The organism is Paenibacillus sp. Leaf72, assembly GCF_001422685.1.
Classification (GTDB): Bacteria; Bacillota; Bacilli; order Paenibacillales; family Paenibacillaceae; genus Pristimantibacillus.
The window spans coordinates 2082159-2108539 of the sequence record NZ_LMLV01000001.1 but is presented as its reverse complement, the minus strand read 5'-3'; the positions used below and the strand labels follow the sequence as shown (position 1 = coordinate 2108539).

Annotated in this window: 18 protein-coding genes; 16 read left to right on the top strand and 2 right to left on the bottom strand. The window is 48.7% G+C overall.

Annotated features, from left to right (window positions below; all coding sequences use genetic code 11):
- Positions 1 to 4 precede the first annotated feature (4 nt).
- Positions 5 to 796 (bottom strand): nucleotidyltransferase domain-containing protein, encoded by a 792-nt coding sequence (locus ASF12_RS08985; RefSeq protein WP_056032429.1) that lies wholly within the window; start codon positions 794 to 796, stop codon positions 5 to 7.
- 264 nt (positions 797 to 1060) lie between these two features.
- Between ASF12_RS08985 and ASF12_RS08980 the strand changes: the two genes are divergently transcribed.
- From ASF12_RS08980 to ASF12_RS08910, 15 genes are all read left to right on the top strand, one after another.
- Positions 1061 to 1510, top strand: coding sequence for a hypothetical protein (locus ASF12_RS08980; RefSeq protein ID WP_056032426.1), 450 nt, complete (start codon positions 1061 to 1063; stop codon positions 1508 to 1510).
- Between the two features lie 310 nt (positions 1511 to 1820).
- The gene (locus ASF12_RS08975) at positions 1821 to 3065 is read left to right on the top strand and encodes a macrolide family glycosyltransferase (RefSeq protein WP_056032423.1); all 1245 of its coding nucleotides are present in this window, start codon (positions 1821 to 1823) and stop codon (positions 3063 to 3065) included.
- 234 nt (positions 3066 to 3299) lie between these two features.
- Complete coding sequence (locus ASF12_RS08970; RefSeq protein WP_056032421.1) at positions 3300 to 5366, top strand: stalk domain-containing protein; 2067 nt, start codon at positions 3300 to 3302, stop codon at positions 5364 to 5366.
- 183 nt (positions 5367 to 5549) lie between these two features.
- Positions 5550 to 6437 (top strand): Rpn family recombination-promoting nuclease/putative transposase, encoded by an 888-nt coding sequence (locus ASF12_RS08965; RefSeq protein WP_235533083.1) that lies wholly within the window; start codon positions 5550 to 5552, stop codon positions 6435 to 6437.
- Between the two features lie 414 nt (positions 6438 to 6851).
- Positions 6852 to 7577: a copper homeostasis protein CutC gene (locus ASF12_RS08960; RefSeq protein WP_056032415.1), complete on the top strand. Its 726-nt coding sequence runs from the start codon at positions 6852 to 6854 to the stop codon at positions 7575 to 7577.
- A gap of 33 nt (positions 7578 to 7610) precedes the next feature.
- Positions 7611 to 8645 (top strand): asparaginase, encoded by a 1035-nt coding sequence (locus ASF12_RS08955; protein WP_056032412.1) that lies wholly within the window; start codon positions 7611 to 7613, stop codon positions 8643 to 8645.
- A complete protein-coding gene (locus ASF12_RS08950) occupies positions 8642 to 10093 on the top strand; it encodes an alpha-L-fucosidase (protein ID WP_056032409.1) in 1452 nt (483 codons plus the stop codon). The genes ASF12_RS08955 and ASF12_RS08950 overlap by 4 nt, the downstream gene beginning before the upstream one ends.
- Positions 10093 to 11853: a glycoside hydrolase family 35 protein gene (locus tag ASF12_RS08945; RefSeq protein WP_056032407.1), complete on the top strand. Its 1761-nt coding sequence runs from the start codon at positions 10093 to 10095 to the stop codon at positions 11851 to 11853. The genes ASF12_RS08950 and ASF12_RS08945 overlap by 1 nt, the downstream gene beginning before the upstream one ends.
- A gap of 106 nt (positions 11854 to 11959) precedes the next feature.
- Complete coding sequence (locus ASF12_RS08940) at positions 11960 to 12826, top strand: sugar phosphate isomerase/epimerase family protein (protein WP_056032405.1); 867 nt, start codon at positions 11960 to 11962, stop codon at positions 12824 to 12826.
- A 56-nt stretch (positions 12827 to 12882) separates the two neighbouring features.
- Positions 12883 to 13941 carry a Gfo/Idh/MocA family protein gene (locus tag ASF12_RS08935; protein WP_056032402.1) on the top strand — a complete coding sequence of 353 codons (1059 nt, stop codon included), beginning with the start codon at positions 12883 to 12885 and terminating at the stop codon, positions 13939 to 13941.
- An 11-nt stretch (positions 13942 to 13952) separates the two neighbouring features.
- Positions 13953 to 15401, top strand: coding sequence for an alpha-L-fucosidase (locus ASF12_RS08930; RefSeq protein ID WP_081418681.1), 1449 nt, complete (start codon positions 13953 to 13955; stop codon positions 15399 to 15401).
- A gap of 397 nt (positions 15402 to 15798) precedes the next feature.
- Positions 15799 to 16728, top strand: coding sequence for an ABC transporter permease (locus ASF12_RS08925; RefSeq protein WP_235533106.1), 930 nt, complete (start codon positions 15799 to 15801; stop codon positions 16726 to 16728).
- An 18-nt stretch (positions 16729 to 16746) separates the two neighbouring features.
- Positions 16747 to 17646 carry a carbohydrate ABC transporter permease gene (locus ASF12_RS08920; protein WP_056032396.1) on the top strand — a complete coding sequence of 300 codons (900 nt, stop codon included), beginning with the start codon at positions 16747 to 16749 and terminating at the stop codon, positions 17644 to 17646.
- A gap of 147 nt (positions 17647 to 17793) precedes the next feature.
- The gene (locus ASF12_RS08915; RefSeq protein WP_081418680.1) at positions 17794 to 19431 is read left to right on the top strand and encodes an extracellular solute-binding protein; all 1638 of its coding nucleotides are present in this window, start codon (positions 17794 to 17796) and stop codon (positions 19429 to 19431) included.
- A 155-nt stretch (positions 19432 to 19586) separates the two neighbouring features.
- Positions 19587 to 21800: a helix-turn-helix domain-containing protein gene (locus tag ASF12_RS08910; protein WP_056032393.1), complete on the top strand. Its 2214-nt coding sequence runs from the start codon at positions 19587 to 19589 to the stop codon at positions 21798 to 21800.
- 138 nt (positions 21801 to 21938) lie between these two features.
- Here ASF12_RS08910 and ASF12_RS08905 read toward each other — a convergent pair whose 3' ends face one another.
- A complete protein-coding gene (locus ASF12_RS08905; protein ID WP_056032389.1) occupies positions 21939 to 22979 on the bottom strand; it encodes a LacI family DNA-binding transcriptional regulator in 1041 nt (346 codons plus the stop codon).
- Between the two features lie 155 nt (positions 22980 to 23134).
- Here ASF12_RS08905 and ASF12_RS08900 point away from each other — a divergent pair, with 155 nt between their 5' ends.
- Complete coding sequence (locus ASF12_RS08900; protein WP_056032387.1) at positions 23135 to 26356, top strand: beta-galactosidase; 3222 nt, start codon at positions 23135 to 23137, stop codon at positions 26354 to 26356.
- The last annotated feature ends 25 nt before the right edge of the window (positions 26357 to 26381 follow it).

The following is a 26381-nucleotide window of genomic DNA, read 5'->3' as shown; positions in this document are numbered from 1 at the left end:
TTTTCTAATGAACCGATGAAGCATATATCTTTTCAAGATAAGCCATAGAAGCTTGCTCCGCTTCTTCTTTTAAAATGAGTGTATCCGATTGTTGACGCAAGCGTTTATATAAATCGATTGTGCTTTTTAATGCATGGTAGCAGCTTTCGAAATGGTGCGAAGGAATCGTCTTTTTTAGTTGTTCTATTTCATTGACGCCATACTGTTCCAGTTTTCTGACGCCTCGAGGAAGCTGCCCATTTTTCATTAATACCAACGGGCCTAAGACAGCACCGCGAATAAAGGTTAGATGGTCGATCAGTTCAAACCATTCTCCTCTTCCCAGCTTCGTTGCGCCATAATGAACCCACACCCAGAAACGGTCCTCTATCCATTGGGCATCCGGGTACGGATGAGAGGGAGCGGTTTTTTCAAAAATGTGACTGATTTCCTGATCCTTTTCCCATAAAATAAGAGGGTTTTCGATTCGAATTTCAAGCTCTTCCAATGTGACGAATTTAAGATCGACATGCAGCGGTTCTGGCCCGTATAAGCAAATCACCACGCGAGGCTCGCCGACATGCTCACCTGTAAATCCAGACAGCAGCTTGCCCAAGCCTTCAGCGATGAGAAGCCGTTGATTCATCATCTGCTCCTGGTAGGCTGAGTCGTAAACGATGATTAGGTCTAGATCGCTATACTCATCCATCGTATTCGTCATCATGGAGCCGCCGGCAAGAAGGCCGCGAACTCGTTGATCTTGACTGAGTTTTTCCTTTGCTTGATTGAGGAATCGTTTGTGCACAGGTAAAAACATAGCAAACACCCCTTATAATATGACCCATCAAAATGGGTATTACGCCAACTTATCATCTCGAATATCCTTTGTCAATTCATAGAGGTTGAGTGAGGGAGAAAAAAGTGGACAATTTGTATCCGTTTACATTATAATCAATTTAATTCCATATTTTGATAGGGGGTGGTTTGGGGCTTTTTCTGAGCAGACGTTTCTAAGAACGGGGAAAAAGCTTGAAGCCTTATTGGCGTGCTAATCTATCAAAAGAAATGGAGGGAGAATGAAATGAAGAAAACATTGTATTCCGCTATTATGCTAACGCTGTTATCAGGATCGATTGCGGGTGCCGCCTGGGCGGATAATTACGAGTCGAATGACACTTTAAGCACAGCGTATAAAATTCCAACGCAAACGGTGGCCACTCCCTATGGCCCGTCATACTGGGGGGGAAGCGCTTGGTCCTATTTATCATCCCCGACAGATGTGGACTACTTTACATTCAGAGGGCATGGCAAATCTGTCGTGTTAGGTTCTCCTTCCGGCTATGATTACGATTTATACGCCTATGACAGTGCAGGGAATTTGGTAGCTTCTTCTACGAATACGTCAGGAACGGATACGGTTCTTGTCGACTACGATAATGTATATTTTAAAGTAATAAGCAAAGATGGACGCTACAGCGACACGGCAGCTTACAGCGTAACCTTTTACAAAAGGGATGTTTGGGTACCGTGACCAGCCAGTCATTGTAAAATAATGGTAGACATTATGGACTTAATTGTCCTGTCTCCACTATTAGAAACTCTACAGCCTCCTTGAGGTTGTAGAGTTTTTATTATTTTAAGCAAATAGCCTGCATATTTTCGTTGCGCCTGTTCCTTTCGTAAAAACAAAAAACGACATACTATTTACAAAAATGGTATTAATGTATAAAATATCCATAGAAGCGAAAGCTTCATTACGCCGCTTATCCCATATGGTCTGAAAGATTTGGATAAAATGTCCCCACGATTAGTTGAATGAAATTTTTTTGGAGGTGGAATACTTGGCACGTGTGTTAGTGGTAATGATGCCTGCAGAAGGGCATATCAATCCCTCATTGGGATTGATCAAGGAGCTGGTAGAGAACGGCGATGAGGTCGTCTATTGTTGTACGGAGAAATACCGGACGAAGATTGAACAGATCGGTGTGCAATTTAGAGCTTACTCGTTCAACGAGGCAACCCTGATGAATAACCCTGATATGAAGCCGTTTGAAATCAAGCATCCCTATCAATTTATATATATGATTTTAAAACATATTATTCAGCGATTTATTCCGGATGTTCTGAAGCTGACTGAAAATGAAACCTATGATTATATCATTTTTGACTCCTTAATAGGCTGGGGAGGACAAATTTTAGGTGAAAAGCTGGGTATACCAACGGTTTGCTCGACGACTACCTTTGTTTTTGTAGAGCTGCTTGGATCGGGCAATAAACTGGACGATGACGATGATGAGGTCAAGGAGCTTTATAACGGCATCATGGAATTGTCGCAGCAACTAGCTGCCCAGTTTAATGTGGCTGCCCCTTCCTTGGATGAACTTGCCGGACATCCAGGACAATTGAAGATTGTCTATACAAGCCGTTATTTTCAACCAATGGGTGACACGCTGGATGACAGCTTTGTGTTCACCGGCCCATCTATTATAACGCGCAAGGATGCGCCAGCCTTTGCCTATGAGCCGCTTCATGCTCCTTATAAACAGACGGTTTACATTTCGATGGGAACGATTTTAAATAAAGACCTTGATTTTTATAAGCTCTGCTTTACCGCTTTTCATGATTTGCCTGTACAGTTTATACTATCATCGGGGAAAGATACCGATTTAGAGCCAGTGGCAGATCTCATTCCTGACAATTTCATCATAAGGCCCTATGTTCCCCAGCTGGAAGTGCTGCAGCGTGTAGATGCTTTTCTGACACATGCGGGCATGAACAGTACGAGCGAAGCCTTGTATTATAATGTGCCATTGATTATGCTCCCGTTAACCTCGGATCAGCCTCGCGTGGCAAGCCGCGTGAAGGAGCTGGGAGCGGGAGTAATCGTGGATAAGAACAACCTCACGCTCGAGGTGCTGAGGAACGCTGTATTAGAGGTGCTCGGCAATGCCTCCTATCGGGAGCAGGCTGGCGTAATTGGCGAAACGCTGCGCGAGGCTGGTGGATATAAGCAGGCTGCTGCTGCCATTGGGAGCTTTTTGGGCAATCGGCGGTTATCGACCGCAGCCAGCTCTTCGCTTGAATAAATAAAGCTATTAAAAGAGCACGGTATCAGGTGCTCTTTTTTGCGTTTTAATGGATGTTGATGGTAATTTAGGAGAGCCCTTAGGTAAAATCCAAATCACTACTACAATTCAGGGATATTTTACTATAAAAACTACGTTATATATGGTAAAGTGAGTATCGGCTACAATTACACTTAAAGGAATAAGCTGCAGATTATGAACCCACCATGTCTTACGAAAACGGAGTGAGAGAGTATGAATTTTAAAAAAATGGTTTTGTTGTTTATGGTGTTTATTATGTTTGCCGGAGGACTAGAGTCTTGGACAGGGACGGCGAGTGCCTATACCCCGTTTGAGTATCGGCAAAACGATTACCTCGTTAATATCCTGGAAGATGGAGACGGACAAAACCGCGTATTTAAATTCGAGACTCCCAATAAAATTACGGCCAGTAATACCAAGCTGCGTCTGTTTATCAATGCCAGAGAAATTGAACCTGAGGAATATACGGTTGATTATGAGAGCTACACCATTACCCTTAATAAAGCACCTTATCCGGGATCAGAGCTTTCAATAAAATACGCAATCATTCCGACCTATGAATGGAAAGAAGGGATTTCGGGAGGGTCTTATATAGGAATTGCTCTCTCCTATGGGGATGATTCAACAAGGGTTTTTAAACTAACTACAAAATATATTATAAATTCGAGTAAAAAAGTCGTTCTCAAAATAGACGGAAACAAGGTTCCCAACTCGGAGTTCACTTTTAACCATGAGAATTATACCATTACCATATTAGCAAAACGCCAGGCACCTAGAGCTGATGAGGAAATATACTTTTATTTCCCTGAAACTTCAATCGCGGGTACCCAATCATCCTCTGGTGGGACAATAGAGGAGCCGATATCTGGCGGGACAACAGAGCAGCCTGCTTCTGGAGGAACGACGGTGAATCCTCCATCTGGAGAAACAGGGGAGAGTCCTGTCTCGGGTGGTACTGGATCTACAGGTACAGAGGCTGAACCAGAATTTCAACTGCTTGGGGGCGAAAGCTACCCTGGCTCTATTACGCTGAACAAAAATTATACGCTTACGGTTAAAATAACCATTCAGGCTAAACAACCAGCCTACACTTCCTATTTAATGGTCAAAAATGCAAGTGGTGAGGTCGTTAAGCGAATCAGAGTTAAAGCCGGCAGTACTTCAACCTATTCACTGAGGAAGATTGGACTGCCTTCAGGCGGATATTATGTTTATTTGAAAACCATTAATCAATCAGGTGGATTGGCAGCTTCTCTACCTATATTCGTTCCGATTAACAATGAAGCTAAACATATTAAAGTGTTTATTTCAGGATATATGCAAGCTTATGCACAAGCTCCAGTGAATACAAATGGGAATGTACTCGTTCCGTTCAGGTCCATTTTTGAATCGCTGGGGGCAAAAGTGGAATGGGACAGCACCACTCAAACCGTTACGGCAACGAAAGAAGGAAAAACCATCGTATTAACGATTGGCTCCAACATTGCCTATGTGAACGGTGTGGCTATAACTTTGAGCGCAGCACCGCAACTAATCAATGGAACCACAATGGTTCCTGTTCGATTCGTTAGCGAGGCACTAGGGGGATTGGTAGAGTGGAACGTGGCAGCTAATTCAGTTGTTGTATTTCAGAGTGAGCCGATTATCTCTACAACTGTAGAAAGTGAGAAGGAGGCGGAATCTGACGCGACTAGTTCTTCGCCTATTTTAACAAAAATATCGAAAGGCATTACCGCTCCTACGGATATTGTTTTTGTCATAGACGTTACAGGCAGTATGGGAGGGGTCATCGATTATATAAAAGAAACGGTTAAAAGTTTTGTGGATTCTGTTCCAGCCGGCTCCAATTTTGCAATTGTTGCTTATCGGGATATTAATTATGTTGATCAAAACAAAAATCTAGAATTTTATTCTTTTACCAACAATAAAAACGAGTTAAAGACTAATTTAGATCAATTAAAAGCTGCCGGAGGAGGGGACGAGCCTGAGTCGGGACTCGATGCTATTTATATGGCAATGAACAAGCTATCGGGCAGAACGAATGCCAAAAGGATCATCTTTATAACGGATGCCTCTGTTCACGATAAAGGCACCACGTCAGCAAAATCCAGCTTCACTCTTAAGCAGGTAATTGCCGAGCTGAAAACGAATAAGGTTGTCCTAGATGCAATAGCTCCAAAAAGCGGATCAGCCTATAAGCAAATTATTCAGCTTGTGAATAGTAATAAGGGCAAGCTGTACGATATCGATGATGCTAGTACTATACTGTTAAACAAATAAGTTTTATTCCATATTTGGGCTTGATGGTTGAGGCCAAACAAACAATTGTAGCGGCAAGAGGTGCGCAGCCTACTTGGAACTGCCATACTTGATGAGGCAGCGTGTAAGAGCTGTTCTACACCTTTTTGCAAGGTTCAAATAAACGGAAAAATGATATAATAATAACGAATGGAGCTGATGCCGATGGATTTGTTGGACCCGCGTGTGGATTTTGTATTCAAACGGATATTTGGAAGTGAAAACAATAAAGATGTGTTGTTAGCTTTTTTGAACAGTATATTTATTGAAGCTGGAGAAACTCCGCTGACTGAAATTATTCTTATGAATCCGTATACGGATAAAGACGATCCACTCGATAAACAGTCCATTTTTGATGTTTATGCCAAGACCTCGGAAGGCAAACTAATTGATATCGAGATGCAGCTTTTCAATAAGTACGACATAGAGAAACGAACCCTGTTTTATTGGAGCAAACGGTATGCGAGTCAACTCAGTGAGGGCGATAAATATCCGGAGCTTAAGAAATGCGTGACGATCAACATTTTAAACTATTCGTTCCTGAAGAACGATCAATACCATAATGTGTTTCATCTGCGTGAAGATAAGACAGGAATAGCCTTAATTGATGATATTGAGGTTCATTTCTTAGAACTGCCTAAGCTGAGTGAGCGAATCGTTCCATCAGAGGGCGGGTTGATTAATTGGCTGCTGTTTTTGAAAGGGGCCCATACATCACAATGGGAGGTGCTGAAAATGAATGAGCCGAGCTTGGAGAAGGCGATGGATACGCTGCAATATTTGAGCCAGGATTCAGAAGCCAGACGATTATACGAGGCCAGACAGAAGTATTTGCATGATGAAGCATCCATGATGGAAAGCGCGATGCAGGCGGGCATGAAGGCAGGCATGGAGGAAGGTATGAAGGCGGGTAAGGAGGCAGGCCTACAAGAGGGTATGAAGACGGGCATTAGGGAAGTGGCAGAAAATATGTTGCGCCTGAATCTGGACATTGCAACGATATCCAAAGCTACGGGTTTAACGGAGCAGGAGATTGCCAATCTAAAAAAGTAAATAAAGATTGTTCTTGAAGGCTGTTTCCCTAGTTCTAGATTCTGAGCCTAATTCAACATGAAAAATGCAGTGCGCATCCTTTTGGGTGTGCACTATTTGTATTTGCCCGTACATATAAAAAGGGGAATAAGAAGATGGGGCCTCCCGCGAATTTAAACCGGGTTCCTCAAACAATTAATGACTTCTAATTGACGTTTACAGCGTAACCTATTAGACTGATGGTACATAACGATTATTACATTTTACATAACAAAAATAACAAAAAACAACAAGTGTATTGCGTTCAACAGCTATCACTAATTTAACCTATACGTGGATAGGGATCGAATTGCTTTTTGGAAGCTGGCTTTGGATAGATCTTGACCAAGGTGACTGGAGTGAGTGACCGGTGTGAAAAAGAAAGGCGGTGTTTTTATGACAAGTAGGCAGCCTTTATTAGAAGTAATTGCAGTGAATGAGGCAGACGCGAGAGCGGCAGAAGCGGGTGGTGCGGATCGCATCGAGCTGGTTTGCGCTATGTCGGAAGGCGGGCTCACGCCTAGCTTCGGTATTATCGAGCAAGTAGTTTCCAGTGTTTCGATTCCAGTGTACGTTATGATTCGGCCGCATAGCCGATCGTTCTGCTACAACGAGGACGACAGGAAGGCAATGAAAAGAGATATTCATATAGCTCGCGATCTAGGAGCATCCGGCATCGTTATAGGTGCTTTGACAGCTAAGGGCGAAGCGGATCTAGCGCTGCTGCAGGAGTGCTTGGCTGAAGCTCAAGAATTAGGCGTTACTTTTCACCGGGCGATTGATGAGAGTGCTAGCCTGACCCAAACGTTAGACGCCATAAGCGCTTTTTCCCAGATTGAACGGGTACTCACATCGGGTGGCAAGAGCACTGCCTTAGAGGCAATGAACGAATTAAAGGAACTATCCAAACGAGGTGGGGAACGCAACGTTGCAGTAATGGCCGGAGCAGGGTTGATCTTAGATAAAATCCATCCTTTCGTCCTGCATACAGGCGTTACGGAATTGCATTTTGGTTCAGGAGTGCGCCGCGATGGCAGCTTTCACTCACCTGTTGATTCGAATTTAGTAGCAAAAGCAAAGCAGCACCTTGTAAACGCAGCGAAAGAGCTTCACAACTTTTAATTCCCTAATCATAGAACAAGAGGTGATGCGGTTATGCAGATTATGGCACCACATTTGGTAGAGGAATATAGAGGCGGCACGCTTGAAAATATTCATCACGGTCACATTTGCGGAATCGATGATCAGGGTAAGGTCATTTATCGTGTGGGCGACCCGGAATGGGTGTCCTATATGCGCTCTGCGGCCAAGCCTTTTCAGGCAATTCCAGCCTTTATACATGGCGTTCCTGATACTTACAGCTTGACGGAACCAGAAAAAACACTGATGACAGCCTCGCACCGTGCTGAGCCTTATCAGGTAGAAGCGCTGGAAGCGATGCTTTCCAAAATAGGAATAGAGGAACGTTGTCTGATTTGCTCCGAAACGTATCCTTTAAGTATGCAAGCACGCGATACGCTCCTGCTCCATAGTCAGCCGCCGCGTCGTCTGTATCACAATTGCTCAGGCAAGCATTTAGGCGTGCTCGCGTTATGCCAAGCAAAGGGATATCCACTAGAGGGATATGCGGACCCGGAGCACCCAGCGCAGAGAGAGATTTTACAGACAATCGCTGAATTCTCAGGGGCGAAAGTGGAAGAAATCCAGCTGGGCACGGATGGCTGCGGCTTTCCGGTGTTTGCGCTGCCCCTGCGGCAAATAGCGGCCATGTTCCTAAAGCTTGCTTGCCCGGATTTGCTGGAAGATCAGCGAACGCGAGAGGCAGCTGGGCAAGTAGGAAGGCTGATGAACGAAAATCATAATATGGTTTCGGCCCCTTGGTTCATATGCTCCAATCTGTTAAAGGATAGCAATATCGTGGCGAAGGGCGGTGCCAAAGGCATCTATGGGTTCGCGCTTCGCAAGGAAAGAGTGGCGTTCGCTTTGAAGGTGCTGGACGGCTCTGAGGAGGAATGGGCGCTCATTATTGCTTCCATTTTGGAGCAGATAAATTATAGCAATCGCGTTACAATTGACTTAATGTACCAGCTTGCGTCGCGGGAGCTTAAAAACGACAGCGGCCTTCTAGTAGGCACCAATAAAGCGGTATTTCAACTGAATCGAGTCGAGAAAGGTAGGCGGTCCCAATGAACCAAGCGCAGTGGGTAGAATCGGCGGCAAGCGTGTCGCCGTCAGAACGTCAGCTTAAATGGCAGTCACTGGAGTTTTATGCGTTTATTCATTTTACGGTAAACACCTTTACGGATCAGGAATGGGGCCTCGGCAATGAGGACCCGGCGATTTTTGACCCGACGGAGCTTAATGCTGATCAATGGGTAGAGGCTTGCAAATCCGCTGGGATGCGGGGGTTAATTTTAACCTGCAAGCATCACGATGGTTTCTGCCTATGGCCTAGCAAGTATACGGATCATACGGTAGCGGCAAGCCCTTGGAAAAAGGGTTCCGGCGATTTGGTGCGGGAAGTAGCCGAGGCATGCCGAAAGGGCGGAATCCAGTTCGGTGTCTATTTGTCGCCATGGGACCGGCATGAAGCCTCCTATGGAGATTCGGAGCGTTATAATGAATTTTTCAAAAATCAGCTCAGAGAGCTGTTGACGAATTATGGAGATATTTTTTGCGTGTGGTTTGACGGTGCATGCGGGGAAGGGCCTAATGGCAAAAGGCAGGTGTATGATTGGGACGGCTACTATGCGGTCATTCGCGAGCTGCAGCCCAATGCTGTTATTTCTGTCTGCGGCCCCGATGTGCGCTGGTGCGGCAATGAAGCAGGGCATACAAGGGCTTCAGAATGGAGCGTCGTCCCGGCCCATTTGCAGGATAATGAAAAAATTCAAGAGCAATCGCAGCAAGCGGATGATCGCGAGTTTGCAACCCGAATCAATTCGCAGGAAAGTGATCTAGGCAGCAGAGAGATCGTCAAGCAGTACGACGAATTAATCTGGTACCCTGCGGAAGTGAATACATCGATTCGTCCCGGCTGGTTTTACCATGAAGCTGAGGATGATCAGGTGAAATCGCTGGAAGAGCTTCTGGGCATTTATAATGGCTCGGTTGGCGGCAATGCGACCTTCCTACTGAATCTTCCACCGGATAAGCGCGGTCTTGTTCATGAGCATGATATAGAGCGCTTACAGCAGCTCGGCGACGCTTTGCGCAGCACCTTTGCGCATAATTTGGCAGCACAAGAGCAGGTGGAAATACGAGCATCGGAAACCAAGGACGACAATCACGCGGCATCACAGCTGTTGAACGATGATTCGGATACGTTCTGGTGTCCTCGCGAAGGGACGGAGCAAGCTTGGATAGAGCTGGATTTGCAGGAAGAGCAGCGCTTTGACCGAATCGTGCTCAAGGAGCATATTAAGACGGGACAACGAATTGAACGTTTTCAGGTGGAATACCTTGATGGGGAAGACTGGAAGCTTTTATATGAAGGAACGGTTGTTGGCTATAAGCGCATTTGCTGCTTCGAACCGATAATCGCGAGGAAAATTCGTCTCACCGTGCAACAATCGAGATGGTGTCCTACTTTGTCTGGGCTGGGTGTTCATTTGAGCAAGCAAGGGGAGGCTGTTTAATGGCGATTTTTGAATGCAGGCAATCTCAGTTTTTTTATGATGAAAAACCGATACAGCTTTTATCAGGAGCTCTGCATTATTTTAGAATCGTCCCCGAATATTGGACCGACCGGCTGCAAAAGCTGAAAGCTTGCGGCTTCAATACCGTAGAAACCTATGTGCCGTGGAATTTTCATGAGCCCAAGCCAGGACAGTTCCGTTTTGATGGCATGGCGGATTTGGAGCGCTTTATTCAGACAGCAGGGGAGATGGGTTTGCTCGTAATTGTGCGAGCAAGCCCCTTCATTTGCGCGGAATGGGAGTTTGGCGGATTGCCTGCATGGCTGCTGGCGGATGACGAGGTTAAGCTTCGCTGCTATAACGAGAAATTTCTGGAGCGGGTGGACGCTTATTACGATGTGCTGCTGCCCAAATTACAGCCGCTCCTATGTACAAACGGCGGGCCAATTATTGCGCTGCAAATTGAAAATGAATACGGAAGCTATGGCAACGACGCCAGCTATTTGGAATATTTGCGTCAAGCTATGGTTCGTCGCGGGATGAATGTATTGCTGTTCACCTCTGATGGGCCTACTGACTCTTTGCTGCAAGGCGGATCGGTGCCGGGACAGCTTTCTAGTGTGAATTTTGGCTCCGGCGTGAAGGGGGCCTTTTCGAAGTTGCGTGAATATCAGGCAGATCAGCCTGTCATGTGCATGGAATATTGGATTGGCTGGTTCGATCATTGGGGAGAGCAGCACCATACTAGAGATGCAGGCGATGTGGCGAGCGTATTCGAGGAAATGCTGGAGGAGAAGGCTTCGGTCAACTTCTACATGTTCCATGGCGGAACGAACTTCGGTTTCTATAATGGCGCGAACTGCCAGCAGAAGGATCAATATGAGCCGACGATTACGAGCTATGATTATGACTCGCTCTTAAGCGAATCGGGTGATCTGACAGATAAATTTTATGCGGTGCGGGCTGTCATCGACCGCTATATGAACCTTGGGGAGCTCAAGCTGCCAGAGCCTATTGGCAGAAGGGCATACGGTCAGGTGGAAATGACGGAGCAGGCAGCATTGCTCTCGCAGTTAGATCGGCTGTCTGCGCCGATTCGCCGAACGAATCCCGAACCGATGGAGAAGCTCGGTCAGGATTATGGATTCATTTTATACAAGACAACGATATCGGGGCCGAGGGAAAAACAGGAGCTTGTCGTGCAGGAGGTACGCGATCGTGCGCTAGTATTTGTAGATGGAAAGCTGGAAGGTGTGCTGGAACGCGGCAATCAGGAGCAGACGGTGTCGTTCGAGGTGCCAGCAGAAGGGGCCGAAATTGCGATTCTCGTTGAAAATATGGGGCGGATCAATTATGGCCCGTATCTCAGAGACCCGAAGGGCATTACGGAGGGCGTCCGCTTTGGCTTTCAATTTTTATATGACTGGACGATCCATTGTCTGCCGCTTGATGATTTATCGCCTTTGCAATTTGCGGCTGAGATCACCGATGCCTTCGCTAGCACTCCTGCTTTTTACCGGGGCATTCTCCGCGTGGACGATGTGCAGGATACATTCCTGCGGCTGGAAGGCTGGACGAAGGGCGTTGCCTTCGTAAACGGGTTCAATCTGGGAAGATATTGGGACAAAGGGCCGCAGCAAACGCTGTATGTGCCAGCACCGCTTTTACGCCAGGGTGAAAATGTCATTGTCCTATTCGAGCTGCATGGAACGGCCAATCGGAGCGTAACGTTTGTAGATACCCCGGATTTGGGCGGCTAGACTGGAAAAAAGAATAGTAGACGATTATTACGAATTGTGTAATAACCGGGAAAAGGGTATACGTTGGTGTGAGGATACAAACATGCGGGAGAGGATGAGGGAAGAGATGAAGGTAGGACTCAGCACATACAGTCTTCAGCAAGCTTTGGACAAAAAAGAAATGACCGTACCGGATGCGATTCGCTTTATCGCCGAGCAAGGCGGGGAACATGTAGAAATCGTTCCTATTGGATACAGCCTGATCGACAATCCGGAGCTGGTTGAGCAAATTGTACAGACGGCCAAGGAAGTGGGCATCGATATTTCCAACTATGCTATCGGAGCCAATTTTGTTGCGCATGACGGCCCCGAAGCACTAGAGAGCGAAATTCAAGCTGTCAAGCAGCATGTTGATGTAGCGAGGGCGCTAGGCGTCACCAAAATGCGCCATGACGTCGCTTTCCGTCCCGCACATGAGGGAAGCGTAGCCCAGTTTGAAGCGGATCTGCCCCTTCTAGTAGAGGCATGCCGCACCATTGCTGATTATGCAGCAGGCTTCGGTATTACAACGAGTGTGGAAAATCACGGCTATTATGTGCAATCCAGCGAGCGAATTCGGCGTTTGCTGCATGAAACAGCGCGGGATAATTTCAAAACAACACTGGACATCGGCAATTTCCTCTGTGTGGACGAAGATGCTGTCAGCGCTGTGAAAAATAACATTCCTTATGCCTCCATGGTCCATGCCAAGGATTTTTACCTTAGACCCTCCTACCGCAATCCGGGAGCAGGCTGGTTTCAGACCGCGCATGGCAATTATTTGCGGGGGGCGATTGTGGGGCATGGAGATATCGATATGTTCGAAGTATTCCGCGTGCTGAAGCAGTCCGGCTATGACGGGTATATTTCCGTTGAATTTGAAGGCATGGAGGATTGCAGAACCGCTTCCAAAATAGCCATGGACAACGTACGCCGCTTCTGGCAAGAAGCGTAACCATCTAACTCATAAGCAAATGAATAGGCTAATAAGCAGATCATGGAGGGAAGAAAATGTCCAAATTAAAAGTTGCCGTCATCGGCGCGGGCTCTATATCCGATTGCCATTTGCAGGCGTATGCCAGCAATCCAGAAGTTGAAATCTACGCCATCTGCGACTTGAACGAAGGCCGGGCGCAGGAAATGGCGAAAAAATATAACGCGACTAAAGTGTTCACTGATTATAAAGAGCTGCTGGCGCTGCCTGAAATCCACTCGATCAGCATTTGTACATGGAATAATTCCCATGCCGAAATTAGCATTGCCGCCCTGGATGCGGGCAAAAACGTATTGTGCGAAAAGCCGCTCTGCCAAACCGTCGAGGAAGCGCTCAAAGTGGAGAAGGCGGTGCATCGTAGTGGCAAGCTCCTGCAGGTAGGGTTTGTAAGGCGTTATAGCGACAATGCCCAAATTTTGAAAAAATTCATTGAAGAGGGCGAGCTCGGCGAAATCTATTATGCGAAAGCCTCCTGTTTAAGACGACTTGGCAACCCTGGCGGCTGGTTCTCGGATATCGAGCGCTCCGGTGGCGGCCCAGTCATTGATCTGGGTGTGCATATTATTGATATTTGCTGGTATTTAATGGGCAAGCCCAAGGTCAAGTCGGTATCGGCCAACCTCTCCAATCGCTTAGGAAACCGTTCTAACATCCGCCATCTGTCGTTCTATAAAGCCGCTGACTACGATGCGAAGGATAATACGGTAGAGGATATGGCCAATGCGATGATTCGGTTTGAAAATGGCGCGAGCTTGCTGGTAGACGTCAGCTTCACGCTGCATGCCAAGCAGGACGAAATCTCCGTCAAGCTTTACGGAGACAAGGGCGGCGCGGAGCTTGAACCGGAAATTTCAATGATCGGTGAAAAATTCGATACGATCCTGAATATGACGCCGCAGGTGGATTTCAAATCCTTTGATTTCATGGGCTCCTTCAGCAATGAAATCAACCATTTTATCGACAGCACATTAGGACGCAAGGAGACGCTGAGCCCGGTAGAAGACGGCGTTGAAGTGATGAAGATTCTTTGTGCGATCTACGAGTCGGCTCGTCAAGGACGCGAAATTCAATTTTAGGAGCGATGGCGATGAGTGGGAGCGAACCAAAGGATATTTTGCTGGATCAGGAACTGAAACAGGAACTGGAACAAGAGCACGAGCAGGAAACGGACGTCGTTGAAGCTGGCGTCCACCATTTCAGCAAAGAGGACGAGTGGGTGAGGCCCGAGGAGCCGCTGCTGAATGAGCGATTGGAATGGTTCAAGGACCAGAAGCTTGGCCTAATGATGCATTGGGGTCCTTATTCACAGCTGGGGCTGGTGGAATCCTGGGCGCTGAGCGATTACGACGGAGATTGGTCCCGCCATGATGTGGATTGGACCGACGACATGGAGCACTTCAAGCGCGAATACTTTGATCTGAATAAAACATTCAATCCGATTCGCTTTCAGCCCGAGGTATGGGCGGATTTGGCCGCCGACAACGGCTTTAAATATTTTTTGTTTACGACGAAGCATCATGACGGCTTCTGCATGTGGGATACGCATACGACGGATTATCGCATTACGGGAGCGGATACGCCGTTTCATAAGCATAAATATGCGGACATTTGCCGTACGCTGTTTGATGCTTTCCGGGCGAGAGGGCTGGGCATCTCGGCTTATTTTTCCAAAGCGGACTGGCATACGCCTTATTATTGGGCGCCGGGCATGGAGCGCGGACATCATATGTGGCGCGGGCCTTCCTATGATCCAGAGCAGTATCCATGGCTGTGGGAGAAGTTCGTAGAGTTTACGCATGAGCAGATTATGGAGCTGCTGACGAAATACGGCCGAATTGAATGTCTCTGGCTCGATGCAGGCTGGGTGCGGGAAGGCCGGAAGGGGCAGGATATCCGTCTGGGCGAGGTTGTGGAGCGGGCGCGTAAGACGCAGCCATGGCTTCTAGCTGCCGATCGTACGGTTGGCGGGCCCTATGAGAACATTGTAACGCCGGAGCAGACGATTCCAGAGTCGCCGATGAATATTCCATGGGAAAGCTGCATCACGATTGGCAACTCCTTTGCGTATGCCTTCGATGATAAATATAAGACGGCTAGGCAGCTTGCCCATATTCTGCTGGAGGTTGTCGCCAAGGGTGGGAATTTGGCGCTGAACGTAGGGCCGCAGCCGGATGGCCGCCTGCCAGCAGGTGCGGTTAAGAGCATCAAGGAGCTTGGCGCTTGGCTGAATGTACATGGCGAGGGCATCTACGGAACGCGGATTTGCGGTCCTTATTTTACAGGAGATTGGGCATTTACTTGCAAGGATAATGTAACGTATGCCTTCCGCCTATACGCAAATGAAAATGAGGCGGTCGATCAGCAGCTCGTCATTCCATACTCAGGCCATGTGGAACGAATTGAGCTTGTTGGAGCGGATGATCAAGAAGTTATTGCGTTTACCCGAACGGAAGCCGGAGTGGCTGTAAAGCTGCCGCAAGCGTCCATTACAGAGCAGGCACCCATCACACAAACGTTCCGATTGTTAACATCGTAATAAGCATCATTCGAAATCCCGGGGGGAGAATCCGTGCCCCTCGGGATTTTTTTTGTGTGGCGTCCTCCTCCCCTCTGCCTGGCACCTCCGCTATCCATTGGCGAAAAAAGAGAGGAAAGCACCGTTTTTCCCTGATTTGACAAGGGTTTCTGGAATATGGAGAGGTGTGAGAAAAATGCAAATTGCGCAATTGGTCCAACTCAAGGTACGATCAATGCAAGAAAGCGCTACCTGATAGAATAGTTTACACAAATAACGCAATAACGAAGTCTGATCAAAAAAACAAGCTGTATAATGAATTTTGCGTTAGGTATTATTACATTAAAATATAGAGGGAATGATGCAGATGAGTCAGAACTCGGGAACGATACCAGCGCGAACGAAGCCCCAAAAAAGCATGAGCCAGAGCGGGCGCAAAATAGAGCACCCCTTCCTAAAAAGTCTCAAAAGGCATTGGCAGCTGTATTTATTGGTGCTTCCTCCGGTACTGTATTTATTGATCTTCAAGTACATGCCGATGGCTGGCGTACAAATTGCCTTCAAAAACTATAGCGTTGTTCAGGGCATTTGGGGAAGCCCCTGGGTAGGTTTTAAACATTTTGAAATCTTCTTCAACTCTCCAAACTTTTGGCTGCTGCTCAAAAATACGATTGGTATCAGCCTCTATACGCTGATTGCGGGTTTTCCGATTCCGATCCTGCTGGCTTTGGCGCTCAATGAGCTGCGAACGGGCTATTTCAAAAAGACGGTGCAGATGGTCACCTACGCCCCGCATTTTATCTCAACGGTCGTTATGGTATCGATTATTATTTTGATGCTTTCGCCGCATGTCGGGGTCGTAGACCGGCTGTTTACCTTCCTTGGCATGACCATGACCAACTTTATGGGCATACCGGAATATTTCAAATCGATTTATGTATGGTCGGGTGTATGGCAGGGGATGGGCTATTCTTCGATTATATATATTGCTGCGCTTGCTGGGGTTGACCCCTCGCTCTATGAAGCGGCCCGAATGGATGGGGCTTCCCGGCTCAAAAAAATATGGCATATCGACATTCCGAGCCTCATCCCCGTCACCGTCATCCTGCTGATTTTGAATCTCGGCAGCATTATGGGCGTTGGCTTTGAGAAAATTTATTTGATGCAAAATCCGCTCAATACGAGCGCTTCGGAAGTCATATCCACCTATGTGTACAAGGTCGGGTTGATTGGAGCGAATTTCAGCTTCTCCTCGGCGGTCGGATTATTTAATTCAATCATCAACCTGATTTTGCTTATTTTGGTCAATGCGGTTTCCCGAAAAGTCAGTAAGAACAGCTTATGGTAAAGGAGGAGGAGGCCATCTATGTTTAATCGGAATCGAATTAAAGACCCACTCGGCGACCGCGTGTTTATGGGCATCAATTATTTATTTCTCGTGCTGGTGCTGATCGTCGTCGCATACCCGCTGCTCTATATCGTCAGTTCCTCCTTCAGCTCCTCCCGGGCGGTTACAGCCGGGCAAATATGGCTGCTGCCAGTCGATTTCAACATTAAGGCGTATGTGTCGATTTTTAAAAGCACGCAGCTGATGATGGGTTTTTATAATACGATCATCTACACGGTAGTCGGAACGGCGATCAATGTCATCCTGACGGTGATGCTGGCGTATCCGTTATCCCGCCGGACATTCTATGGCCGCGGCGCCATCATTATTTTCATGATGATTACGATGTTTTTCGATGGCGGCCTGATTCCGACGTACTTGCTGATGAAGGATCTTCACCTGCTCGATACCCGCTGGGCGATGTGGCTGCCGGGGGCGCTGGCGGTATTTCAAGTCATCGTCGCCAGAACCTTTTTCCAATCGTCGATTCCGGATGAATTGCGGGAGGCTGCTGAGGTCGATGGCTGCAAGGACATTCGTTATTTGGTCAGCGTTGTGCTGCCCTTGTCGAAGCCGATTTTGGCGGTTATGACGCTCATGTATGCGGTAGGCCATTGGAATGCTTACTTTGATGCACTCATTTATTTGCGCTCTGAAAACTTGTTCCCGCTGCAATATGTGCTGCGCAATTTGCTCATTCTAAATGCGGCCGACCCGGCGATGCTTGCCAATACGAGCCAGCAGCTCCGCGATCAAGGGTTCGAGCAGGTGCTCAAATACGCCTTAATCGTTGTAGCGAGCATCCCGATTTTGATTATGTATCCATTCGTGCAACGCCATTTCGTCAAAGGGGTTATGGTTGGTTCCTTGAAAGGGTAGGGCATTTGCCATAACTACCATCCGGAAGCTTTTGTGGAAGGGGGCGAAGGTCTGGCGGGCTTCCGGGACAGGGTTCAATATAGGGCAGTCACAAAATAGTGCAGTCACAAACATTTAAATGGCGTTCATTAAAAGGAGGAGTCTGGTTTGAAAAAATCTTGGATTTCGATGTTGTTGCTTGTTTTTACTACGGTAGCCGTACTGTCGGCTTGCAGCTCCGCATCCAGTAATAATACACAGAGCAGCGGTGGCAGCGGAGAGAGCACAGGGCCTGTAACGATGACTTTTTTTGCTCCACAAGGCAAAGCGCCTATGGAAGATAATGAATTCACGAAATTCATTGAAAACAAGTTTGACGTTAAGCTGAAATGGGATCTCGCTCCAACTGACGCGCTTCAGGACCGCAGGCAGCTGCTGCTGGCGAGCGGCGATTATCCCGAAGTATTCCTACACGGCAAGTTTACAACCTCAGACCTTCAAACATACGGTAGTCAAGGGATTTTCCTTGGGCTGAACGATTTAATTGCGAAGCATGCTCCGAATCTGACGAAGATAATGGAAGAAAAACCGTATTTCAAAGAGGCGATTACCGCTCCGGATGGTAAAATTTATGCCCTGCCTATTTTTAATGAATGCTATCACTGTACGTATGCGCAAAAATATTGGATCAATACCGATTGGCTCGACAAGGTTGGGCTAGAAATGCCGACAACGACCGATGAGCTGTACACCGTTCTTAAAGCTTTTAAAGAAAAAGACCCTAACGGCAATGGCAAAGCCGATGAAATTCCGCTTACAGGTGCTCCGAACAAATATGTATGGAACGGGAATATTGACGCTTATTTGATGAATAGCTTCATTTATAACGACAACGATAAATATTTAATCGTCAATGATGGCAAGGTTGATTTTGCCGCTAACCAAGAGGGCTGGAAGAAGGGTCTGGAATATATGCACAAGCTGTATTCGGAAGGCTTGATCGACCCGGCTGCTTTTACGCAGAATGATCAAGCGGTAGGACAGCTCGGCAACAGGGAAGGTGACGAAGTGGTTGGTTCCATTACGACTGCGCTCGTAAGCTACCTGGTCAATACGTATGATAAGACGATTACGCGCCATCAGCACTGGGATATCGTGCCTCCGCTCAAAGGGCCGGATGGTGTACAAACGACAGGCGCTACGCAAAGCGTAGGCGAATTCGAGTTTGCGATTACGAATAAAGCTTCGGAAGCGCAGCAAATTGCCGCGATTGAAATTATCGATTACATGTTCAGCGAAGAAGGCGCGCTTTATGCGGAATACGGCCCGACGGAGGGCAAGGGCTGGCAAATGGCAGGTGCCGATGAGAAAAATATTAATGGCGAGCCTGCCAAGTACAGCTACTACAACCTGCCTGAGCGCGATCCGAACGTCGTCGTTAACGAAAGCTGGTCGCAAATTGGCGCACATGATTTGTCCAATACGTTCCGCAACTTGTTCGTAGAAGGACAGGACCCTCTAGTGTCCGAAGGCTACGGCACTCGTCTGGCACAGGCGACGAATGTGTATGCGCCTTATGCGCCGAAGGAAGTGTATCCATCGAACGTCTTTATTCGTCCAGAGGATACGGAAGCTGCTGCTCAGCTGACAACCGCAGTTAAAGATTATGTACAGACGAATATGGCGCAATTTATCCTGGGCAACAAGAGCATTGAGAAGGATTGGGACAGCTATGTCAAAGGCTTCGATGGACTGGGCCTGAGCAATTATTTGGCGATCTACCAGCGTGCGATTGAGAAAAAATAAAACAGCATAAACGTTTATTCTCGGGGGCTGCTCCTTGTTGTCAGACATGACTCGGAGCGGTCTTCTCCTATGACGGTCCCGCTTCATCCTATATAATAAATGAATATTTTGAAGGTTGTTGTCACGTGTATAAAAAGTGAGGGGGGACCTCGGAGATGAACAACAATTGGTTTAGACGTTTGCTGCTGTCCTATTTGCCAGTCTTTTTTATTGTGACGACGATATTGTTTATTATTTTCTTTCAACTGTTCAATGAGCAAAATCGCAAAGAGGCTTTAAAGGCCAATGAATTTCTGGCGTCCCAAGTGATGCAGTATTTGGACAATTCGCTGCGCTCGATTGACTTTAAAGTGCTGCGGGAAATTTTGACGAATCCGGATTTGAAAAATTATTATACGGCTGCTGGCAGCAATGATGTGTACGCTGGCATTCAGGTTCTTGACGTTATTGATGAGCTGAAAATCAATTTCCCATTGATCGATTCCATTTATTTGGTTCGGTACAAGGACGATATCGTATTCAGCAACGGGAAGGCGGTACCGATTGAGGAGTTTCCAGATGCCTCTTTTATAGAAGAAAGCCGCAGCAACCCGACGCGAAAATGGGTGGATTTCAGAAATTTCAAAGCTCTTCCTTCGCAATCGGCGCAGCAGGTCGTAACGCTTGTTCGCGGCATGGAGGGCGGAACTGGCCTTGTGGTCGTCAATGTGGATTTGCAAACGCTGCGGAAGTCGATTATGCAAATGTATGATCCCGAATACACCTTCGTCAATGTGATCAGCAGCTCTGGCGGGAATTTGTGGGATGAGCAGACGCCTCAAGGCGCGGGCGCTAAGCCTGCCTCTGGTGAGGTTTTCTCAACCTTTACGTCCAGCTACAGCGGCTGGAAGGTAGAGACGGGTATTAATAACGGGAAAGTCGTTAAATTTGCGCTGCAATTTTATAATATATGGTTTGCTTTCGCGATCGCAGTTGTTCTAATCGGCGTCATTTGGGTTATTTACGTCACTCGGAGAAACTACAAGCCTATCCAGCAAATCGTGACGCTGATTCAGACGGTCGCCTCGCAAAAACAACCGGGAACGAGCTCTGCGAAAGAAAATGAGTTCCGGTTTATTCAAAACACGCTTGAGAGGATGATCGATCAAACGAAGCAATATCAAGAAAAATACGAAGAAAATCTGATTTTGCAAAAGAAATATTTTTTTCAGGAGCTGCTTGAAGGAACGCGCCGTTTCACGGGCAGCGAGCTGCAGGCTGAAATGGCGAAGTTTAAGCTCCCGGAGCTGGATAGCAGATGGATGGTCATGGTTGTGGAAATTGACCGTTATCCGCAATTTGCCGCTGATTATCATCAGCATGATCAGACGCTGCTCAAGTTCGTCCTTTCCACTGTGCTGCAAGAAAGTGCCCAGCAGGAAGGGGCAGACGTATGGGCGGAATGGATTTCAGAGCGCCGGCTGCATGCGATTCTTTGGCTTTCCGAAACGGCGTTGTCTGAACAGATTGAGCGCAAGGTGCTGTCCGGCTATTTGGAGAAGGTTGGGCAGTATTTGAACTTCACCGTTACGATTGGAACGGGAGGAGTTGCGAGTGATCTGCGAGGCTTGAGAGCATCGCTTAAGGATGCGTCCCATGCTCTGGGCTATAAAGCGGTGTTGGGCATGAACCGGGTGATCTCGCGCGGGGAAGTGCCGGATTCCAAAAATGATGTATATGAGTTTCTTAAGACAATTTCTCTGTTCGTGCAAGCGATGCGGCTGTCCGATGAAACGTGGGAAAAGCATTTTGAACGTTTGTTTGATCAAATCAGCGCCTCCGTATTGTCCCGTCAGGAAATGATGAACACGGTGCAGCTGCTGTTCCAGCATTATAATCGGGAATTCGCCGAGCTGCCTCGTGAATACCAAGACCTGTGGTCGGCTTCGTTCGACCGTCTTCTTCGCGGGCTGGAGGAATGGGAAGTGCTAGATGATCTGCGGCTGCTCTGCTGGGAGACGTTTCGGGAGCTGGCGGAGCAGATGCAGGCGATGCGCTGCAGCAAGAAGCATCGGACGCATATTTTAGAAATCCGCAAATACGTGGAGGAAAACTATAATAACCCCGAGCTTTCGCTGAATTATTTAAGCGATCTGTTTGATATTAACCCGAAATATTTAAGCAAGCTGTTCAAGGATGAAGTTGGCGAGAAGTTCGTCGATTTGCTCATCAGCCACCGTATAGAGCGGGCGAAGCAGCTTATGCTGGAGACGGACAGGGCGATTCAGGAAATTAGCGAGGAAGTGGGCTATACCAACTACAACTCCTTTAATCGGGCGTTCAAAAATGTAGTAGGCGTAGCGCCAAGCGATTACCGCAAGGCGATATGAACAGATAGCAGGGAGCGGCGCGGGCAGCCCACGCAAAAATAAACGGCGATCGTTCATTGTGAATACACAAAAAAACGATCGCCGTTTGTCTTTTATAGGGGGAAAGCCGCTGTTCAAGCTTATACGGAAATACACTGCTTAAGCGGAGTCTCGCGGAATTAAGGTGGCGCTGAGATGCAGCCGCTCCATCGGTGTTCCTGGACGTTCAAGGCGGCGCGATAGCGCTTCGATCGCGCGGCTGCCGAGCGCCTCCTTGCTGAGGTTCACGGTAGTGAGTCGAGGTGACGTATGGGCCGCTGCCTCTACATTGTCGATACCCGACACGCGCGTCTCCTCGGGAATCGCTACTCCCATCCTCTGCAGCTGCTGCATCCATTGCATGGCAATGTCGTCATTAGCGCAAATCCAGGCATCTGGGCGCTGCTCCGGTGCCAGCTGGGCAAACCGTTCTGCGGCAGCAGCGAGCCATTCCTTCTCTTCATAGGCCAGCTCCCACTCCTGCAGCTTCGTATCCGGGCCGCCGTAGCGCTCCATTGCGGTCCTTACGCCGATTCGTCTTTCGGCAAAGCTGGCAGAACGGCCATCATCACCGAGAAAAATAAGACTTCTGCATTTCTGAGCGACCAGCAGATGATGGGCAATAAGAATTCCCGCTTCTATATTCGCATGATTGACCGAATCCACATCAAGCAAAGGCTCATTATGGTCGAGCAGCACCAATGGCTTGCCTGTACGAGCCATAAGCTGAAGGGCCGCATAAGGATATGCGCCCATGACGATGAGCCCAAGGCAGCTGTTCCAGTCCAAGTGCGGCGCGATAATTTCCTGCGGCGATAAATCGGATACGGCCGGGAACGAGACCGGCTGGGAGACGATGACATGAGGCCACCCTCGCTCGCTGCAGCCGGAAATGATTCCTTCGAGCACTCGCTGCCAATAAAAAGGATCGACTCGGTTGGAAGGATTCATGCAGATTAGGACAAAGGAAGAGGCAGCGTCGGGAGCGGGGGAAGGCGACTTCTGGGAAGGAAGCCCGTAGCCCAGCGTCTTGGCAAACTCTAAAACCCGCTCGCGTGTGGCCTGGCTGACACCAGATTTCCCGCTGAGCGCGCGGGATACTGCATATTTGGATAGGCCGAGCTGGTCGGCGATCATTTGGATCGATACTTTACGTGGCATGTTGTTCTCCTTAGGTGATAGGACTAACAAACGTCATGCTAAAATCACGCTAAATAACAGCGTTGACGTTTGTTGGCAAAAGTTATAGACTGGCTTTATCATAACGTTATTATATAATAACCTAACAAAAATAACAATATTCATTTGGAGGGCCCATGAAAATTTTAGTGTTTTACGATGAAGCATTTCCTTACGAGGGCGTGCGTCCCTCGCAGGAAGTAAGGAAGAAGCTTTCCGTATGGGCTGAAGTCGCCGATGCACATACGCTATCCGATCGTTTGGCAGAGGAGAAATGGGAAACGCTTATTCATTTGCACGGCCCGTATTTTCCAAAATCCGCATGGAGCGGCGTGAAAGCCCATCTGGACCGAGGAGGCGGCTTGCTTCATGCAGGCGGTGCCCCTTTTCGCAGGCCAGTTGTGAAAGTTGGGGCCGGCTGGAGAGTGGAGCGGGAGCAAACCGCGTATCATCAGCTCATGAATATCCATGACACACTGCCAGCATCCGTTCAGAAAGTAGTGCGGGCAGCCGCATCGGCCGAATTCCCGCTGCTTCTGGGGCGCGAAGCGCTTTTTGGCATTGAACCGACGTGGGGACTGACGCTGCATGCGACAAAATCAAGCGATATTCCCGCCGAGATGGGCTCGGGTGGCCCAATGGATGCTTTTATTTACCCGCTGCTTGTTGGCGTGGATCATGATGGGCGCGAAAGGGCTGCTCCGGTCGTTCTGCTGGAAAACATGAAGGGGAGTTTTGCAGGAGGCCGCTGGATATTGATTAATCAGACACTGGGGCAGTCATTTTGGGACGGTGCGGGTGCTGCTGACACAGCGGACACTGCGGACACTACGGGCATTGCGGGTGCTGAGCTGCTTAAGGAGCTCGCTGAATATGTTGGACGAGGCGTCACAGAATTGTGGCTGAAGCTCAATTACGCCGCTTATGAGCCGGGTGAACAGCCTATTTTGACGCTTCAATTGCAGTCGTTGTCCCGTACCTGCTTAATGGAGCAAAACTGGACGTTCAAGCTGAAGGTAGAGCGTGAAGGACAGACCTCGGTCTGGGAAAGTGCGCTGCAAGCGGAGACGGGGCCGCAGCGCCGGGATTTGCAGCTGCTCCGCATTCCTGTGCCAGTACCAGCAGTGGCGGGCCTTCACTCGATCACCTGTGAAGTCCGCTCAGATGCAGGCGAAGTCCGGCTGATGAAGCAGGCTTATTGGGGAATGGACAGGGAATTGCTGAACAGCGGGGAGCTGCTTGCCTGCGGAAGAGACTATTTCTACCGCGGCGGACGCCCTGTGCCTATCGTCGGCATGACGTATATGGCTTCCGACGTGTCGCGCAAGTTTCTCCATTTGCCGAATGTGAGCCGCTGGGAGCGGGATATGGCAGAGATGCGAAGGGCTGGAGTCAATCTGATACGGACCGGCATTTGGACGGGCTACCGGAATATGATGTTCGCCGATGGGCATGTCGTCGAGGATGTGCTGAGGGCTATCGACGCTTTCCTGCTTACGGCAAAGCGGAATGAGCTGGAGGTCACCTTTACCTTCTTCTCGTTTGCGCCCGAGGCGTGGGAAGGAGTTAATCCGTATTTGGACCCGAGGGCTGTCGAGGCTCAAAAACGGTTCATCGCTTCCATCGTCTCCCGCCATCAAGCCACGACGCACGTCCATTGGGATCTGATCAATGAGCCTTCGTTATTCGATCCGGCTCGTGTGTTCGAGGGGCCTAGATCGCTTGCAGACCGCTATGAGCGGGCAGCGTTTTCCGAGTGGCTGGAGGAGCGCCACGGCGGCGACCTTGTCCGGCTTCAGGAACGATGGAATATGACTCCCGGAGAGCTGCCATCCTTTGAGGCGGCGATGCCGCCGGACCCGGGCGATATCCATTTTGACAGTGTGCTTTTGCCGAAAAAATGGGGGCCATGGCTGGACTATTCGCTGTTCACTATGGACATGCACAATCGCTGGGCGCTGGAGCTGGCCTCCACCATTCGCAGCTCCAATCCGCGCCAGCTTGTGACGGTTGGGCAGGATGAGGCGCTGGGCGGGCAGCGTCCTTCTCCCTTTTTCTACGGTTCCGTAGTCGATTATACGACGGTACATAGCTGGTGGCTGATGGATCAACTGGTGTGGGACGGAATTTTCACCAAAACGCTGGATAAGCCAAACTTGACCCAAGAAACCGGCATTATGCATATTCAGCGCCCGGATGGCATGGCGAAACGCTCGGAGGAAGAGCTGCATCGCATTTTGGAGCGAAAATATGCCTACGCCTTCTCAACTGGAGGCGCCGGAGCGGTGCAATGGATATGGAATATTAATCCCTTTATGAACAATGCGAATGAATCGAATATCGGGGCCCTTCGGGCCGATGGCACCCAGAAACCTGAAACGGATGTGACGTACGATTTTGGCCGCTTTATGCAGGGCATTGGCGGACTGTTTGAGGGGCGGGTATTGGAGGACGTTGCGGTCGTATACCCGTATTCTAATGATTTTTCGAGCCGAAAGCTGGCTTTCGAGGCTACCTCGCAAGCGGTAAGGGTGCTCACCTTTGGCATGAACATACATCCTCGAGGCGTGGGCGAATACCAGCTGGAGGAGCTTGCGCGCCAGCCAGCTAAACTCATTATCGTGCCGAGCGCCCATAACTTTAGCGACGAAGCGTTTGAGCAGCTCGTTAGTCTGGCGAGGAAAGGCAGCACCGTGCTATGGACGGGGCCGCTCCGCTTGGACGCTTATTGGGGCGCTGCCAATGAGCGGCTTCGGGCTGAGATTGGCGAGACGGTGCCCGGCAATGTGCGTCGTGAAGAGGCGCTGCTGCTAGGCGGCAAGCGGCACAGCGTATCGTTCGGCGGACGCAAAATCGGGCAGCTGGCTATCGATCGGCCGATTCCGCAGTCTGGCAGCAGTAGCAGCAATTCTAGCAATTCCAGCAGTGCAAACAGCGCCAGCAATACCAGGAATGCCATCAATGCCGGCCAAAGTCCGGTCAGCATGGCGCTCGGTGCAGGCAGCTTCATCTGGTGTCCGCTGCCGCTGGAGCTGAATGACAGATGGGAGCCGCTGCAAGCGCTGTATGAAGAGGCGCTGCGTGCTTCTGGCGCCGAGATGGAGCTGGAATGGCTAAGCGGCGGCGACGCTCCGGGCGTTTATGGCCGGAAGCTGCAATTTGATGAAGGCAATCTTTATATTTTTGTATCCGAATATAGCAGTGATATGGAACTGGAGATACGGGACCCGTTGACGGGCACTCAATATGCGTTTGTTTTGGAACAGGAACGGACGGTCATGTTTGCCGCTGACCATGAAGGACAGCTATTGTCGGTGTATCGCCCCGAGCAAGTGAGCATCAGAGCTTTCAAACGCTAAATCAACCCAGAAGGAGATTATGCAC